General features: G+C 65.4%; 16 protein-coding genes. 5 read left to right on the forward strand and 11 right to left on the reverse strand.

Annotation, left to right across the window (positions count from 1 at the left end; genetic code table 11):
• Positions 1-39 precede the first annotated feature (39 nt).
• Complete coding sequence (gene rimO / locus ACVIHF_RS15015; RefSeq protein ID WP_456792198.1) at positions 40-1,365, reverse strand: 30S ribosomal protein S12 methylthiotransferase RimO; 1,326 nt, start codon at positions 1,363-1,365, stop codon at positions 40-42.
• A gap of 116 nt (positions 1,366-1,481) precedes the next feature.
• Here rimO and ACVIHF_RS15020 point away from each other — a divergent pair, with 116 nt between their 5' ends.
• The 3 genes from ACVIHF_RS15020 (at position 1,482) to ACVIHF_RS15030 (ending at position 3,720) form a co-directional block, all read left to right on the forward strand.
• On the forward strand, positions 1,482-2,072 hold the full coding sequence (locus ACVIHF_RS15020; RefSeq protein WP_028332037.1) for an ANTAR domain-containing response regulator: 591 nt from the start codon (positions 1,482-1,484) through the stop codon (positions 2,070-2,072).
• A complete protein-coding gene (locus ACVIHF_RS15025) occupies positions 2,069-3,226 on the forward strand; it encodes a CmpA/NrtA family ABC transporter substrate-binding protein (RefSeq protein WP_456792199.1) in 1,158 nt (385 codons plus the stop codon). Before ACVIHF_RS15020 ends, ACVIHF_RS15025 begins: the two co-directional genes overlap by 4 nt.
• A gap of 341 nt (positions 3,227-3,567) precedes the next feature.
• Positions 3,568-3,720, forward strand: a complete 153-nt coding sequence (locus tag ACVIHF_RS15030; protein ID WP_016844408.1) for a hypothetical protein — start codon at positions 3,568-3,570, stop codon at positions 3,718-3,720.
• Positions 3,721-3,794: 74 nt separating this feature from the next.
• On the opposite strand, the gene ACVIHF_RS15035 is transcribed toward ACVIHF_RS15030, so the two are convergent.
• From ACVIHF_RS15035 to pxpB, 4 genes are all read right to left on the reverse strand, one after another.
• Positions 3,795-4,211: a hypothetical protein gene (locus ACVIHF_RS15035; protein ID WP_456792200.1), complete on the reverse strand. Its 417-nt coding sequence runs from the start codon at positions 4,209-4,211 to the stop codon at positions 3,795-3,797.
• A gap of 149 nt (positions 4,212-4,360) precedes the next feature.
• Complete coding sequence (locus ACVIHF_RS15040; RefSeq protein ID WP_057018693.1) at positions 4,361-5,134, reverse strand: LamB/YcsF family protein; 774 nt, start codon at positions 5,132-5,134, stop codon at positions 4,361-4,363.
• Positions 5,135-5,165: 31 nt separating this feature from the next.
• On the reverse strand, positions 5,166-6,200 hold the full coding sequence (locus ACVIHF_RS15045; protein WP_456792201.1) for a 5-oxoprolinase subunit C family protein: 1,035 nt from the start codon (positions 6,198-6,200) through the stop codon (positions 5,166-5,168).
• Positions 6,197-6,928, reverse strand: coding sequence for a 5-oxoprolinase subunit PxpB (gene pxpB, locus ACVIHF_RS15050; protein WP_456780556.1), 732 nt, complete (start codon positions 6,926-6,928; stop codon positions 6,197-6,199). Before pxpB ends, ACVIHF_RS15045 begins: the two co-directional genes overlap by 4 nt.
• A 212-nt stretch (positions 6,929-7,140) precedes the next feature.
• Here pxpB and ACVIHF_RS15055 point away from each other — a divergent pair, with 212 nt between their 5' ends.
• Together ACVIHF_RS15055 and ACVIHF_RS15060 are read left to right on the forward strand one after the other, a co-directional pair.
• Positions 7,141-7,839, forward strand: a complete 699-nt coding sequence (locus tag ACVIHF_RS15055) for a ribonuclease activity regulator RraA (protein WP_456792202.1) — start codon at positions 7,141-7,143, stop codon at positions 7,837-7,839.
• 23 nt (positions 7,840-7,862) lie between these two features.
• Entirely contained in the window at positions 7,863-8,267 is a 405-nt protein-coding gene (locus ACVIHF_RS15060; RefSeq protein WP_016847553.1) for a (R)-mandelonitrile lyase, read from the forward strand.
• Positions 8,268-8,430: 163 nt separating this feature from the next.
• Here the strand turns inward: ACVIHF_RS15060 and ACVIHF_RS15065 are convergent, their stop codons facing one another.
• The 6 genes from ACVIHF_RS15065 to ACVIHF_RS15090 form a co-directional block, all read right to left on the reverse strand.
• Positions 8,431-9,264, reverse strand: coding sequence for a DUF2147 domain-containing protein (locus ACVIHF_RS15065; RefSeq protein WP_456792203.1), 834 nt, complete (start codon positions 9,262-9,264; stop codon positions 8,431-8,433).
• 172 nt (positions 9,265-9,436) lie between these two features.
• Positions 9,437-10,225, reverse strand: a complete 789-nt coding sequence (locus ACVIHF_RS15070) for a transporter substrate-binding domain-containing protein (protein WP_456794089.1) — start codon at positions 10,223-10,225, stop codon at positions 9,437-9,439.
• 40 nt (positions 10,226-10,265) lie between these two features.
• The gene (locus ACVIHF_RS15075) at positions 10,266-10,931 is read right to left on the reverse strand and encodes a hypothetical protein (RefSeq protein WP_456792204.1); all 666 of its coding nucleotides are present in this window, start codon (positions 10,929-10,931) and stop codon (positions 10,266-10,268) included.
• Between the two features lie 141 nt (positions 10,932-11,072).
• A complete protein-coding gene (locus ACVIHF_RS15080) occupies positions 11,073-12,497 on the reverse strand; it encodes an amidase (protein WP_456792205.1) in 1,425 nt (474 codons plus the stop codon).
• 69 nt (positions 12,498-12,566) lie between these two features.
• The gene (locus ACVIHF_RS15085; RefSeq protein WP_225646746.1) at positions 12,567-13,556 is read right to left on the reverse strand and encodes a hydroxyacid dehydrogenase; all 990 of its coding nucleotides are present in this window, start codon (positions 13,554-13,556) and stop codon (positions 12,567-12,569) included.
• A 29-nt stretch (positions 13,557-13,585) separates the two neighbouring features.
• Positions 13,586-14,686 carry an ABC transporter ATP-binding protein gene (locus ACVIHF_RS15090; RefSeq protein ID WP_253608630.1) on the reverse strand — a complete coding sequence of 367 codons (1,101 nt, stop codon included), beginning with the start codon at positions 14,684-14,686 and terminating at the stop codon, positions 13,586-13,588.
• Between the last annotated feature and the right edge of the window lie 2 nt (positions 14,687-14,688).

Raw genomic sequence — 14,688 nt, forward strand, 5'->3', positions numbered from 1 at the left:
CGGAGGGCCATACAGCCGAACGCCGGAACATGTCAAGCGTCAGAATCCGGCGACGCTGCCGTGGAGGTCGTATTGGTCGGAGCGCTCGATCTTGGCGGTGACGATCTCGCCGACCTTCAGCGGGCGGCGACTGGTGAGGTAGACGGCGCCGTCGATGTCAGGCGCGTCGGCCTTTGACCGGCCCTTCGCCACCGTGGGGCCGACCTCGTCGATGATGACCTGCTGGCGGGTGCCGACCTTGCGCTTCAGGCGCCTCGCGGAGATCTTCTGCTGCCGCGCCATCAGCGCATTCCAGCGCTCCTGCTTGATCTCGTCGGGCACGGCGTTGCCAATCGCGTTCGACGCGGCGCCGGCAACCGGCTCATATTTGAAGCAGCCGAGGCGGTCGATCCCGGCTTCATCGAGCCAGTCGAGCAGATAGGCGAAATCGGAATCGGTCTCGCCGGGGAAGCCGACGATGAAGGTCGAGCGCAGCGTCAGCTCGGGGCACGCTTCACGCCATTTCTGGATGCGTGCCAGCGTCTTCTCCTGCGCAGCCGGGCGCTTCATCGCGCGCAGCACGTCGGGGCTCGCATGCTGGAACGGGATGTCGAGATAGGGCAGCACCTTGCCCTCGGTCATCAGGCCGATGACCTCGTCGACATGCGGGTAGGGGTAGACATATTGCAGCCGCACCCAGGCGCCGAGCTCGCCGAGCTCCTTGGCGAGATCGAAGAATTTTGCGCGGACGCTGCGGTCCTGCCACGGGCTCTCGGCGTATTTCAGGTCGACGCCATAGGCCGAGGTGTCCTGTGAGATGACGAGCAATTCCTTGACGCCGGCCTTCACCAGCTTCTCGGCCTCGCGCAGCACGTCATTGGCCGGCCGCGACACCAGATCGCCGCGCAGCTTCGGGATGATGCAGAAGCTGCAGCGGTTGTTGCAGCCTTCGGAAATCTTCAAATACGCGTAGTGCCGCGGCGTCAGCTTGACGCCCTGCGGCGGCACCAGGTCGATATGCGGGTTGTGCGCCGGCGGCAGCGCGCGGTGTACGGCGTCGAGCACGCTCTCATATTGCTGCGGCCCCGTGATCGAGAGCACGCCGGGATAGGCACTCTCGATCTGCTCCGGCTCGGCGCCCATGCAGCCGGTGACGATGACCTTGCCGTTCTCGGCCATGGCCTCGCCGATCGCGGCGAGCGATTCCTGCTTGGCGCTGTCGAGGAAGCCGCAGGTGTTGACGATGACGATGTCGGCGCCGTCATGCTTGCGCGACAGCTCATAGCCTTCCGCGCGCAGCCGGGTGATGATGCGCTCGGAATCGACCAGCGCCTTGGGGCACCCCAAGGACACAAAGCTCACTTTCGGCGCGGCGGCCTCTTGCATATCTCTGATCTGCCTGATGAATGGGCAGGAGCTAGTCCCAATTGCCGAGAATTACAACCCTTTCCCGGGGCTTCCGGCATGATATGGATGCATCTGCCGGGCCTTAAGAGTTGTCGATGAGCGCTGAATCGTCTCCCAAGATCGTCATAGTCGACGAGAGCCCGATCCGAGCGGCCATCCTGGAGGAGGGACTGCGGGAGGCCGGGTATACGGACGTCGTGCATATCAGCGAGATGCAGAGCCTGCTCTCGCGAATCTATGCGCTCGACCCCGAGATCATCGTCATCGACCTCGAGAACCCCAGTCGCGACGTGCTGGAACAAATGTTCCAGGTCAGCCGTGCCGTCCGCCGGCCGATCGCGATGTTCGTCGACCAGAGCGACGCCGCCTCGATCCAGGCCTCGGTCGAGGCGGGCGTCTCCGCCTACATCGTCGACGGTCTCAAGAAGGAGCGGATGAAGCCGATCCTCGATCTGTGCGTCTCCCGCTTCAATGCCTTCGCCAAGCTGCAGGACGAGCTCGACCGCACCAAGCACGCGCTGGAGGAGCGCAAGGTGATCGACCGCGCCAAGGGCATCCTGATGAAGGTGAAGGGGCTGACCGAGGAGGAGGCCTACGTGCTGATGCGCTCGACCGCGATGCGCGAGAAAAAGAAAATCGGAGAGATCGCGCAATCGATCCTGACGGCGTCGGAGCTCCTGAAATGACCACACCATTGCGCATCGGGTTCATTCCGCTGGTCGACGCTGCCGCGCTGATCGTTGCCGTCGACAAGGAATTCGCGGCGGCCGAAGGCCTCGACGTCACGCTGGTGCGGGAAGTGTCGTGGTCGAACGTCCGCGACAAGCTCAATATCGGCCTGTTCGACGCCGCTCATCTGTTGGCGCCGGTGGCGATCGCCTCGAGCCTCGGGCTCGGTCACGTCAAGGTGCCGATCGCGGCGCCCTTCAACCTCGGGCTCAACGGCAATGCCATCACCGTATCGCCGGCGCTGCACGCCGCGCTGATGGAAGAGATCGACGGCGACCGCTTCGATCCGATGGCAACCGCACAGGCGCTCGCCCGCGTGGTGGCCAAGCGGCGCAAGAGCGGGGCGGAGCCGCTGACCTTCGGCATGACCTTTCCGTTCTCGACCCACAATTACCAGTTGCGGTTCTGGATGGCCGCCGGCGGCGTCGATCCCGATGAGGACGTCCAGCTCGTGGTGCTGCCGCCGCCCTACATGGTCGACAGCCTCGCCAACGGCCATGTCAACGCGTTCTGCGTCGGCGCGCCCTGGAATTCGATCGCGGTCGATCTCGGCATCGGCCACATCCTGCACTTCGTCTCCGACATCCTGCTCAGCGCGGTGGAAAAGGTGCTGGCAGTGCGGCAGAGCTGGTCGGAGAAGCATCCCGACATCGTGGCGGCGCTGGTGCGTGCGCATCTGCGCGCCGTGGAGTTCATCGAGCGGCCCGAGAACCGGTCCGAGGTCGCGCGCATCCTGGCGCAGCCCGAGCGGATCGGCGTCGATGCCAGCGTCATCCAGCGCACGCTCGATGGCCACCTGAAGATCTCGCCCGACGGCACCATGCGCGAGAGCAATCGCTATCTGCTGGTCGGGCGCGAGGCTGCGGCGCGGCCTGATCCGGGGCAGGCGGCCTGGCTCTATGCGCAGATGGTTCGCTGGGGCCAGACGCCGTACCGGCCGGAGGCGCTGAAGATCGCCATGGCCGTGTTCAGGCCCGATCTCTACGACGCCGCATCAGGCCGCCCGGCCGGCGCCTACAGCGCCATCGGGGCGTTCGCCGGCCCGCCGTTCGACCCGAGCGACGTTCCGGGGCATCTGGCGGCGTTCAAGATCGGGCGCTGGAAGGCCTGAGCGCGCCGCAGCGGCCGCTTCCGGCGGCACGTGCACGACCGGTGCGTCGTGTTGCCGGGACAGGGATGGGCAACAGGCGCGGGCGCGGTAGCGCCTCAGCTATCGACCTCCGGCTACTTTGCATGGGGTTGTTTTCGAGATTTTCGGTTATTGCAGGACTGGCGCGGGTTCCCGACGCCTCGAATAGCAGCGAATAGGATTCTCGGCCGGGTGCGCGGGAAGGAATATTCCTCTCGGAACCGTGTTCCCGAAGGCGGCGGCATCGCTATTTTTGCCGCCCGCTTGAATCCGCCCGCGAACGATATTCCATATGCCCGAGAATGGGGCGTTGGAGATCGACCATGCGCGAGCTATCGGCGGAGGCCCGCCTGCACCTTTACGCGCGAAACATTTCACGGAAGTCCGGGACCGGAATTCACACCGCGGCGCTGTACAGTGCCTTTGCGGTGATCGCGGCCATCGTGTTCGGCACGCTGTCCGTCCACCCGTTCTGAGCCCTTCAGAACATTCAAAAGCCGCCGTCTGATGTCATCAGGCGGCGGCTTTGTGTTGGCTGGATGCTGACGGCTCAGTAGCCGTAGCCGCGACCATATCCGTAGCCGTAGCCGCCACCGCAGGTGTTGCAGGTCGGCTGAACCGGCGCGTAGTAGGAATAGCCCGGCGAGACCATCTGGGTGCGCTCCTGGGTGGCGTATTGCGGCGGGATGCGCTCATAGGCGACGCCTTCGGGCGCGACCATCACCGTCCTCGGCACCATCACGGTACGATACTGTGCCGGCGTGCGATGCGCGACGACGCGGCCCGGCGCCACCATGACGGTCTCCTGCACAGTGCGATACTGCGGCGGCACGCTCTGCACCTGATAGCAGGTCGTGCACTGCTGGGGCGGCGGCGTATAGCAGCTGTAGCAGCCGGCGGATGCCGCGCTGGTGAAGGCGGCGGTGGCAACCGCGGCAATGGTGAGAGAGAGGCTGGTGCGGAACATGCTTTCGTACCCAATTTCCTAAGAGGACAATCAAAGGCTCGGAAGCTGCACCTAACAATCAAACGGCAAGTTTGGGTTTAAGAAGACTCTTAACGGAATCTAAAAGGGCCGGCGCGGCGACCGGCCCTTTTTTGATCGATGTTCGCGGCTTAGTGCGCGGTCTTGAACGGCGCAACGGTGATGCCCGCCTGCTTCAGCGCCTCGCGCAGGCCGCGCGCAATCTCGACGGCACCGCGCGTGTCGCCGTGGATGCAGACGGTATCGGTCTGCATCTTGATCACCTTGCCGGTGACCGAGACGACCGCGCCGTCCTGCACCATCCGCACCACACGATCGGCAATCGCCTTGGGATCGTGCAGCACCGCGCCGGGCTTCTTGCGCGACACCAGGTTGCCGTCGTCCTCATAGGCGCGGTCGGCGAACACCTCATGCGCCATCCGCAGATTCGCCGCTTCACCTGCGCGCACCAGCTTCGAGTTGGCGAGCACCACGAAGATGAGATTGGGATCGACTGCCTTGATCGCATTGGCGATCGCTCGTGCCGTCATGTCGTCCTCGCAAGCGACGTTGGAAATCGCGCCATGCGCCTTCACGTGGGTGACCTTGTGGCCGGCCGCGGTCGCGATCGCCTGCAAAGCGCCGATCTGATAGGCGATCAGGTTCTCGATCTCCGAGGACGTCAGTCCCGGCATCGGGCGGCGGCCGAAGCCGTGCAGGTCACGATAGCCGGGATGGGCGCCGACGCTGACGCCGCGCGCCTTCGCCAGCTCGACCGTCTTGCGCATGATGTCGGCGTCGCCGGCATGAAAGCCGCAGGCGACGTTGACCGAGGTCGCAAGCTCGATCATCGCGGCATCATTGCCCATTTCCCAGGGGCCAAAGCTTTCGCCGAGATCGCAATTGAGGTCGATGGTTGAGGTCATGACGATCGATCCGTCTGTTGTTCGTATAGATTCAGGGTAGCGCAACTTGCCAGGTCGACACATCGACAGCGTTGACGGCCTGACCCGCGACATTCGCATCCCGCAGCGCTTCGACGTTGAGGCCAAAATCCTCAATGCGGCGGAGGCGGTCGGGCAGGGAACGCAGCAGCTCGTGGAACTTGATCGACTCGGCCTGCGCTTCCGCCATCGTCACCGCCTTGAAGCGGAACGGTCGGCCGGCCGAGATCTGCGCGAAGCGGCCGAAATCGGCCGTGATCACGGTTGCGATCTTCGGATAGCCGCCGCTGGTGCCGCGGTCCGGCATCAGCACGATCGGCTGGCCGTTGCCGGGTACCTGGATGCTGCCGTTCACGGTGCCGTCGGAGACGATGTTGTGGCCGTCGAGATGCTTGATGACGGGACCTTCGAGGCGATAGCCCATGCGGTCGCTGGTCGCCGAGATCTTCCACTCGCTGTCGACCAGCAGCTTCTTGTGGTCCTCGGCGAACTCGTCGTCCTGCGGGCCGAACACGATGCGGATCGGCGCATCGGTCGCGGCAGGCAATTCGATGCGGCGTTCGGGCGCGCCGCTCGCGGCTTGCGTCGTCAACTCGTCGCCGCTTTGCAGCGGCCGCGGGTAGGGGCTGCCAAGCCCGGCGCGGGCGTTGACGGCGAGGCTGCCGAACATCGGCTCGCCCTCGATGCCGTGCTCGATCGCGAGATAGCTGAACGAGCCGCCGCGCGCGAAGCCGAGAGTGAGCGTCTCACCTTCGGCGAGCGTCGCCGAGCTGTCGAACGCGACTGGCCGGCCGCCGATATCGGCATTGCGCGACGCGCCGGCGAGGGCGACGCGCACCGCGCCCCCGCGCGCGGTGAAGCTGGCGCCGAACGGGCCGATCTCGACCGCGGCGGCGAACAGGTCGTTGCCGACCAGCGTGTTGGCGGCCGCCAGCGAAAGCCGGTCCATCGCGCCGCTCGGCACGAGACCGTAGCGCTGCGAGCCCGGACGACCAGCGTCCTGCACCGAGCTCGCCGGGCCGATCGAGGTGACGACGAGCTTGCTCATGGCGTCACCAGTTCGGCGACGAACTCGCCGGCCTCGGCGGCGCGGTCCTGTTCGGCAAAGGTCTTGGCGTCGATCGCGGTGAAGGTGATGGCATCGCCCGGCTCGAGCAGGAAGGTCGGCTCGCGATGCAACTGGTAGGTTCGCACCGGCGTGCGGCCGAGCAGGTGCCAGCCGCTCGGGCCGGCCAGGCACTGCACGCCGGTCTGGATGCCACCGATCGAAATGGTGCCGGCCGGGGTCAGTAGCCGCGGATCCTTGCGCCGCGGCATGTGCAGGAACTTCTCCAGTCCGCTGAGATAGGACCAGCCTGGCGTGAAGCCGATCATGGCGACGCGGTAGTCGCCGGCGACGTGGCGCGCCACGATCTGGTCGGGCGTGGTTTTGAGCGCCTTCGCGACGTCCTCGAGATCGATGCCGTGCTCGCCGCCATAGGTCACCGGGATGCGCCAGCGCCGCGTTCCGGTCTCGGTCGGCGGCGCCTTTGCGGAGCGTGCGAGCAGTTGCTCCCCGAGCGCATCGAAGCCGATCTGCACGGGGTCGTAATGCACCAGCAGCGACCGGTAGGTCGGCACGGTCTCGGTGATGCCGGCGATCGGCTCGGCGGATATCACGTGGTCGAGCGCCAGCACCCGCCGGTTGGCGGCGTCGTCGATGGTGCGGCTGAATTCCACCGTGATGGCGCTGTCGCCACTCGGCAAAAGGCGGGGAGGACTTAAGGGTTCGGCCATTGGGTCAAGCGCTGTCGTCAGCCATCAAGCTAGCGTGTTTCGGGATAAAACGGAATTCGCTTCGTGCAAAATGATGCAGCAACTTCAATAAATTAATCGGCATGCCGGCGATAAATTTGGATGATCGCAGCTTTTTCGCGCAGCCCTTGACGCAAGGCCTTTGCCCGGCAACATGCGCCGGTCTTTTCCTCCCATCGGAGCAAGCTTTCCAGATGTCACTGTCCGCCGAAGCGATCGCGACGCTGTCGCACGTGTCCACCGCCACCATCACCACCGTCCTGCTCAAGAAGGGCCTGCGCAACATCTGGATGCGCGGCACCAAGCCCTTGAAGCCCGGGCAGAAGCGGCTGGTCGGACCGGCCTTCACGCTGCGTTTCGTGCCGGCCCGTGAGGATCTGGCGACGCCGGAATCCTGGTCGTCGCCGATCTCGACCCGCACCGCGATCGAGGCGATGCCGGCGGGCTGCATTGCCGTGGTCGATGCCATGGGCATCACCGATGCCGGCATTTTCGGCGACGTCCTCTGCGCCCGCATGGTCAAGCGCGGGGTGACGGCGCTGATCACCGACGGCGTGGTGCGCGACGTCGAGGGCGTGCTCGGCACCGGCCTGCCGGTGTGGTGCGACGGCTACGCGGCTCCGCCGTCAGTTGCAGGTCTGACCTTCGTCGGCTGGGGCGAACCGATCGGCTGCGGCGGCGTTGCCGTATTCCCGAATGACGTGGTGGTGGCCGACCAGGACGGCGCGGTGCTGATCCCGCAGGCGTTCCTTGATCATGTGCTGGCCGAGGGGCCGGAGCAGGAACGGATGGAAGCCTGGATCGTCAACGAAGTGAACAATGGCGCCCAGCTGCCCGGCCTGTATCCGATGAATGCCGAGACCAAGGCGCGCTACGCCGCGACCAAGAAATAACGTCAAGAAAGGGAGGTAACCCCATGGACATCCACGTTTCCGGCTCGCGGCCGACCCGCCGCGCGCCGAAGGAGAATTTTACCGGCACGGTGTTGCAGGACCCGATCAACATGGCGCCGGCGCCGGCGCGGCTGAACGCCTCCCGCGTGTCGTTCGAGCCCGGCGCACGCACCGCCTGGCACACCCATCCGCTCGGACAGACGCTGTATGTGATCTCCGGCATCGGGCGCGTGCAGGCCAAGGGCGGCCCGATCAGGGAGATTCGTCCCGGCGATGTCGTCTGGATTCCGCCGAACGAGAAGCACTGGCACGGCGCCTCGCCGGACAACAGCATGACCCACATCGCCATGCAGGAGGCGCTCGATGGCGTCTATTCGACCTGGATGGAGCACGTCACCGACGAGGAATACAACGGCAAGGTCGGCTGAGCAGCCGTAGCAGTTCGCAAGATGAAAGCCCCGCTATCAGGTGGGGCTTTTGATTTTATGAGACCGTAGCCCGGATGGAGCGAAGCGCAATCCGGGGCGGTCTCTCCCATGGTGAAAATCCCGGATTAAGCTTCGCTCCATCCGGGCTACGATTTGCAGGCAATCAATTCACCCGCGTCCAGGTCTGGCCGCCGCAGAACATGCCGCCGAACGCACAGCCCTGGACGCGTAGCGTGTCCGGGCTCCTCATCGCGATGGTGGAATCGTAGGTGCTGCCGCTGTTCGGATCGAAGATGCGGCCGCTCCACTTGTCCTTGCCCGGCTTCATGTTGATCAGCACCTGTTCGCCGTTGGCGTTCGATTTCTTGTCGACGGCGTAGCCGCAGAGATTGGCGCCGCATTGCTCGATGCGGATTTTGCCTTCCTTTTCTTCGGTGAGCCAGAGGCCGAGCGGCGAGTTCGCTGCTTGCACGGGATTGGCGAGCGGCTTGGGCACCGGAGCGCTCGGCGAGGCGGCGCCGACCGTTGGAGCGGTGGTGGGCTTTGCAGCCGGCGCAGTTTGCTGGACGGCTGGCGCCGCGGGCGGCGGCGGTGTGGTCGCGGCTGTAGCTGAAGGCGGCGTGGCCGCAACGCCCGTGCTGGGCGGCTCTGCCGTTGCGGCAGGCGCCGGCGGGACGGCGGCCTGATCGACGGCAGGCGGAGCAGCCGCTGCTGGCGCGCTGGGCGGCGCGGCCTGGGAATTCGTCTTAGTGTCCGACTTAGTGTCCGACTTGGCGTTCGTGTTGGCTTCCTTCGGAGCCTTGCGCTTCTGCTCGGTGTCGTCGCTCTTGGCGCGTTTGGTGCGGCGGGGAGTATTGTCGTAGACGCCGGGGATCGAAACCGTGCCGCGATCGGGATCGATGCGAATAGTGCGGCCGCCGTAATCGAATGTGTACTGCGCCTGCGCTGCGGCCGTGCTTGCCAGCACGAGCGTGGCGATCGCCAGAAGCTTTCTCATCTCGACCTCCGGTGCAGGGAGCCGCGTTCGCAAGGCTATCCGGTGACCACCCCGTTGAACGTGTCCCAGATCACGGTCAGAACATGAGTCGTATCCTTGCGGCTAAGGTTCAAATCGCTGGATTGCGGTCTGGTTTCAGGCCGTGCGCTTCAAATTTTGAGCGTGGCGCGGGCTATTCGAACCATGCAGCGTAGATCCTCGCGTAGCTGCCATCTTCGCGCGCGATGTGAAGCCATTGGTCGACGAACGCTTTCAAGGCGACGTCGCGCTGCATCCAATAGGCCTTTTCCGCGAAGTCGAACGGCTTATCGGGATGCACGGCGCACAGCACGCCGGAATGCAGCTTCTGCTGATAGCGCGTCTCGGACGCATCGGTCATCATCAGGTCGGCGTCGCCCTTGGCGATCTCGTCGAAGATCTTGGTGTTGTCGTTGAAGACGCGGATCTCGGCGGTTTTCACGTGGGCGCGCGCGAAGCGCTCGTTGGTGCCGCCGGGATTGACGATGACTCGGGTGCCGGGTTTGTCGATCTCGGCGATCGTCTCAAACTTGCCCTTGTCCGCGCAGCGCGCGATCGGCGTCTTGCCTTCGCGCATGATCGGCGTCGAGAACAGACCCTTCTTCTGCCGATCGAAGGTGATGGAGACGCCGCCCATCGCGATGTCGAAATCGTCGGCCTCGAAATCCCTGGTCATTTGCGGCCACGATGTCGGCACGAACTCGACCTTGACGCCGAGCGCCTTGCCGAGCGACTGCGCCATGTCGACATCGAAGCCGCGGAAGGCCTTGGTCTCCTTGTCGAGATAGGTGAAGGGCAAATAGTCGCCGGTCATGCCGACGCGCAGGATGCCGCGCTTGACGATCTCATCGAGCCGGGACGGCGCCTGCTGCGCGTGCGCGGCGGACAGGAGCAAAGCGAGAGCGAGGCCGGCCAGCGCGCGAAACACCGAGGTCTTCTCCATCCGCATTTGATTGCGATGCCCGAAGGGCACGTATCGCGTCTCAGGCCTCGTTGCTGTCCTTGCTCGCCTGAACGACGCTTGCAGTGCGGCTGAGCATCTCGTGCTTGAAATGCTCGAAGCGCCGCCGCGCGTGGGCCTCGCGATCGTCGACGAATTTGATCGCGGCGTCCCGCTCCATCGGGCCGTTGACGAGCGGGGTCGATGCCTCGCCGACGGTCTCGTCGACATAATATTGGGCGCCGTCCTGGCGCACCGTCCAGCGGAAGCGCAGCGCGGCCATTGGTCCTGGGCCGGACTTGGAATAGCCATTGGCCTCGATCGGTTGGGGCGGCAGCTGGATCGACCCCGGCTCCGCTTCCGGCTGGCTCGGCTCCGGTTCGGTTGGCTCCGGTTCACTTGCCTCAGCTTTGCTCGGCTCAGCCTTGCTTGGCTCAGGCTGTTCGACCGGCTCGGGCTCCTCGATCGGCGGCGGCTCGACCGCCGTCTGCTCGGCAGGCGCGGCCTCGACGGACACGGCCGCGATGGACTCGACCTGGATGGACGGCGGCAAAGGCGGCGGCATCGCTATCGACGCCGGGGGCTCCGCTGCGGGCTCGACTGGCTTGTCCGCCGTCTTGTCGGTCGATTTGGAGGTCTCGGGAGGTGTGGTTGTCTGGTCGAGAATGCTCGCGATTGCCGCCAGCGCATTGTCGGTCGGGTCATTCACGGTTTGGTCTCCCAGGCTGACGGCGCGCGGAATCGTGCCGACGCCCTCCCTATCTACCTGATCTGACTATCCTTTGTCAGCCCCGGTGGTTCTGGCGCGCAGTCTTGAGGCGAAGCGGATCCGCTTCGCCTGAAAGCGTCGTCAGGCACAAACCGGCGGACGCCGGTCCTTCCAGGGGCGGACCTGTTCGAGCTGGCCGGCCAGGCGGAACAGCAGTCCTTCCTCGCCGAGCTTGGCCGCGAACATCATGCCGAGCGGCAGACCGGCCTTGTTCCAGGCCAGCGGCACCGACATCGCCGGCTGTCCGGACATGTTGAACATCGAGGTGCCCGGCATGTAGCGGCGCAGCACCGGCGCGATGTGGCCGAGGTCCTCGGACATCGTGTTCAGCTCGCCGAGGCGGAGCGGCGGCGCGCACAGCGTCGGGCTGAGGAAGATGTCGCAACCTTCGAAGAAGGTCGCAAGCGCGCGCGAAATCTGGAACGCTGCAAGCTGCGCGGCCACGTAGTCGGCCGGGTTCATCTTGGTCGCATTCTGGGCGCTGGCGAGCGTGAGCCGCTCGACATCGTCCGACGTCAGGGTGCGCCCGACGCGCTGCTCGAGCAGACGGATGGTCAGCGCCGTGTTGCCGCCGACGATGGTCGTCATGACCGCGGCGGGATCGGCCGCCAGCGGCGGTGCGCGTTCCTCGACATAATGGCCGAGCCCCGCCAGCAGCTTGGCTATGCCGCGCACCGCCGCGGCGATCTCGGGATCGATGGCATCGCCGTAGGGCGACTTGTCGGTGAAGCTGATGCGCAAATGGCCGGGATCGCGGCCGACTTCCTGCGAGAACGGTCGCTCCGGCGGCGGCGCGACATAGAGGCTCGACGGCTCCGGGCCGTGGATCGCATCCATCATCACCGCGCTGTCGCGGACGCTGATGCTGAGCACATGGCCGACCGAGAAGCCGCCCCAGCCTTCGCCGCGATCGGGCCCGCAGGGGTTGCGGGCACGCGTCGGCTTCATGCCGAACACGCCGGAGGCGGAGGCGGGGATCCGGATCGACCCGCCGCCGTCGCTGGCATGCGCGACGGGCAGGATGCGGGCCGCGACCGCAGCCCCAGCGCCGCCGGACGAGCCGCCGGAGGAATGGTCGAGATTCCAGGGATTGCGGGTCGGGCCGAACAGACGGGATTCCGTCGTCGGCATCAGCCCGAATTCCGGGCTCGAGCTCTTGCCGAAGATTGCAAGCCCGGCATCGAGGAAACGCTGGGCCAGGGTGCCGTTGTGATCGGCGACGAAGTCCTTTAGCAGGCTGGCGCCCGACGTGGTGCGTGTGCCTTCGAGCAGATCGAGGTCCTTCAGCAGGAACGGCACGCCGGTGAAAGGACCGTCAGGCAGCCCCTTGGCGATCTGGCGCTCGGCATAGTCGTAATGCTTGACGACCACAGCGTTGATCTTGGGATCGACGGCGACGGTGCGCGCGATCGCCTCGTCGAGCAACTCCTTCGGCGTCACGTCCTTGTTGCGGACGAGCTCGGCGAGACCGACCGCATCGTAGTTGCCGAATTCCTTGAAGGCCATGTGGGTACTCCGCATCGCCGGGCCGATCCTTTCGGATCGGCCGCGGCGCAAACGAGGAAGGCTGAAAGCTCAGCCGAGGACGTCCTGGTTGATCACGTTCTGGCGCAGCGGATTGCCATCCAGCACGCTCAGGATATTGCGTGCGGTCTGCTCGCTCATGCGATCGACGGCCTCGACCGTGACGCCGGCCACATGCGGCGCCATGATCACGTTGGGCAAAGCGTGCAGGGGCTGGCCGACCGGCGGCGGTTCGACCTCGAACACGTCGAGGCCGGCGCCGGCGAGCTTGCCCGACACCAGCGCGTCGTGCAGCGCCTTCTCGTCGACGATGCCGCCGCGGGCGGTGTTGATGAGATAGGCGGTCGGCTTCATCAGCCTGATCCGCGCGGCGTTGAACAGCCCGACGGTTTCGGGATTCTTCGGGCAATGGATCGTGACGAAGTCCGCCCGCGGCAGCGCCGCTTCGAGGTTCGACACGGCCTCGCAGCCGGCAGCCGTGATCTCGCTGGCGGGCTTGTAGGGATCGTAGACCAGCACGTTCATTTCCATGGCGAGGCAGCGCTTGGCGGTGCGGGTGCCGATGCGGCCGAAGCCAACGATCAGGACGGTCTTGCCGTAGAGATCGAACGGCAGCACGCCGAGCCGGCTCGCCCAAGTGCCGTCCTTGACCATCGTGTGCATTTCCTGCGCGCGCTTGGCCAGCGTCAGCATCATGAACACAGCTTGTTCGGCGACCGACGGCGAGTTCGCGGTGCCTGCGACCATCAGCGGCACCTTGCGGCGCGACAGCGCCGGAACGTCGACGGCGTCATAGCCGACACCGATCCGGGTCACCACCATCATGCCCTTGGACGCCTCCAGCTCCGCCTCGCCGAAGCGGGTTGCGCCGAGCGCCACGCCATGGACCGGCGCATGCTGCTCGAGCATGGTCTGAAAGTCCTTGGCGGAGATCAGGTTGGGAAATTCGATGAGTTCTACGTCGTCCCGCTCGTTGAGGAGCACCCGCGCCCCCGGTGACAAAGTCTGGGTGACGAAAATCTTCTTCTTGTTGGTGGCCATTTCCTGCCCTTGAGGTTTCTTGTGCGCCGTCAAAGGACGACGCCGGTCACCTCGTTTAGCAAATGCATATTGTTGAGGTCCACAGCCAATCGGAGCGGGCTGCCATCCTGCGCACCGGCATTGGGATTGACCCGGCCGCAGACCTGGGTGCCCTCGAGCGTGAAATAGACCAGGGTCTCCATCCCCATCGGCTCGGTGACGTCGAGCATCGCGTCGAACGGCTCGATGCCCGGTTCGGCATGCGGCCGCGCCTCCATGACGTGCTCGGGCCGGATGCCCAGCAACAGCTTGTCGGTGCGGGGGAGAGCCTGGTAGCGGGCGGCGCGTGCCGGCGGCAGCGCGAAGGCGAGGCGATCGGTCAGCCGCACGTTGAGCTTGCCGCCGGTGTCCTCGAGCCGACAGGGCACGAAATTCATTGCGGGCGAGCCGATGAAGCTTGCGACGAACCGGGTCGCCGGCTTGTGGTAGAGCTCGTTGGGCGTGCCGATCTGCTCGATCCTGCCGTGGTTCATCACTACCACGCGGTCGGCGAGCGTCATCGCCTCGACCTGGTCGTGGGTGACGTAGACGGTCGTGGTGCGGACCTTCTGATGCACCTTCTTGATCTCGATCCGCATCTGCACGCGCAGCTTGGCGTCGAGGTTGGACAGCGGCTCGTCGAACAGGAACACCTTCGGATTGCGCACGATCGCCCGTCCCATCGCGACGCGCTGGCGCTGGCCGCCGGAAAGCTGCTTCGGCTTGCGGTCGATCAGATCCGTGATGTCAAGCATGCGGGCGGCCTCAGTGACCCGGCTCTTGATCTCCGCCTTGGGATAGTGCTTCAGCCGCAGACCGAACGACATGTTCTCGGCAACGGTCATATGCGGATAGAGCGCATAGTTCTGGAACACCATCGCGATGTCGCGGTCCTTCGGCGGCACGTCGTTGACGACGTCGCCGCCGATCATGATGTCGCCGTCGGAAATGTCCTCGAGGCCGGCGATCATCCGCAGCGTCGTCGACTTGCCGCAGCCGCTCGGCCCGACCAGCACCACGAACTCATGGTCGGCGATATCAAGGTCGATGCCGCGCACCGCCTCGACCTCGTCGTAACGCTTCACAACCTTCCGCAAACTGACGTCAGCCATAA

Source organism: Bradyrhizobium sp. USDA 4506, assembly GCF_054058795.1.

What these genes read in the sequence shown, in the direction of transcription:
- rimO (WP_456792198.1), bottom strand. Translation starts at nt 1,365, where the DNA reads ATGCAAGAGGCCGCCGCGCCGAAAGTGAGCTTTGTGTCCTTGGGGTGC.
- ACVIHF_RS15020 (WP_028332037.1), top strand. Translation starts at nt 1,482, where the DNA reads ATGAGCGCTGAATCGTCTCCCAAGATCGTCATAGTCGACGAGAGCCCG.
- ACVIHF_RS15025 (WP_456792199.1), top strand. Translation starts at nt 2,069, where the DNA reads ATGACCACACCATTGCGCATCGGGTTCATTCCGCTGGTCGACGCTGCC.
- ACVIHF_RS15030 (WP_016844408.1), top strand. Translation starts at nt 3,568, where the DNA reads ATGCGCGAGCTATCGGCGGAGGCCCGCCTGCACCTTTACGCGCGAAAC.
- ACVIHF_RS15035 (WP_456792200.1), bottom strand. Translation starts at nt 4,211, where the DNA reads ATGTTCCGCACCAGCCTCTCTCTCACCATTGCCGCGGTTGCCACCGCC.
- ACVIHF_RS15040 (WP_057018693.1), bottom strand. Translation starts at nt 5,134, where the DNA reads ATGACCTCAACCATCGACCTCAATTGCGATCTCGGCGAAAGCTTTGGC.
- ACVIHF_RS15045 (WP_456792201.1), bottom strand. Translation starts at nt 6,200, where the DNA reads ATGAGCAAGCTCGTCGTCACCTCGATCGGCCCGGCGAGCTCGGTGCAG.
- pxpB (WP_456780556.1), bottom strand. Translation starts at nt 6,928, where the DNA reads ATGGCCGAACCCTTAAGTCCTCCCCGCCTTTTGCCGAGTGGCGACAGC.
- ACVIHF_RS15055 (WP_456792202.1), top strand. Translation starts at nt 7,141, where the DNA reads ATGTCACTGTCCGCCGAAGCGATCGCGACGCTGTCGCACGTGTCCACC.
- ACVIHF_RS15060 (WP_016847553.1), top strand. Translation starts at nt 7,863, where the DNA reads ATGGACATCCACGTTTCCGGCTCGCGGCCGACCCGCCGCGCGCCGAAG.
- ACVIHF_RS15065 (WP_456792203.1), bottom strand. Translation starts at nt 9,264, where the DNA reads ATGAGAAAGCTTCTGGCGATCGCCACGCTCGTGCTGGCAAGCACGGCC.
- ACVIHF_RS15070 (WP_456794089.1), bottom strand. Translation starts at nt 10,225, where the DNA reads ATGGAGAAGACCTCGGTGTTTCGCGCGCTGGCCGGCCTCGCTCTCGCT.
- ACVIHF_RS15080 (WP_456792205.1), bottom strand. Translation starts at nt 12,497, where the DNA reads ATGGCCTTCAAGGAATTCGGCAACTACGATGCGGTCGGTCTCGCCGAG.
- ACVIHF_RS15085 (WP_225646746.1), bottom strand. Translation starts at nt 13,556, where the DNA reads ATGGCCACCAACAAGAAGAAGATTTTCGTCACCCAGACTTTGTCACCG.
- ACVIHF_RS15090 (WP_253608630.1), bottom strand. Translation starts at nt 14,686, where the DNA reads ATGGCTGACGTCAGTTTGCGGAAGGTTGTGAAGCGTTACGACGAGGTC.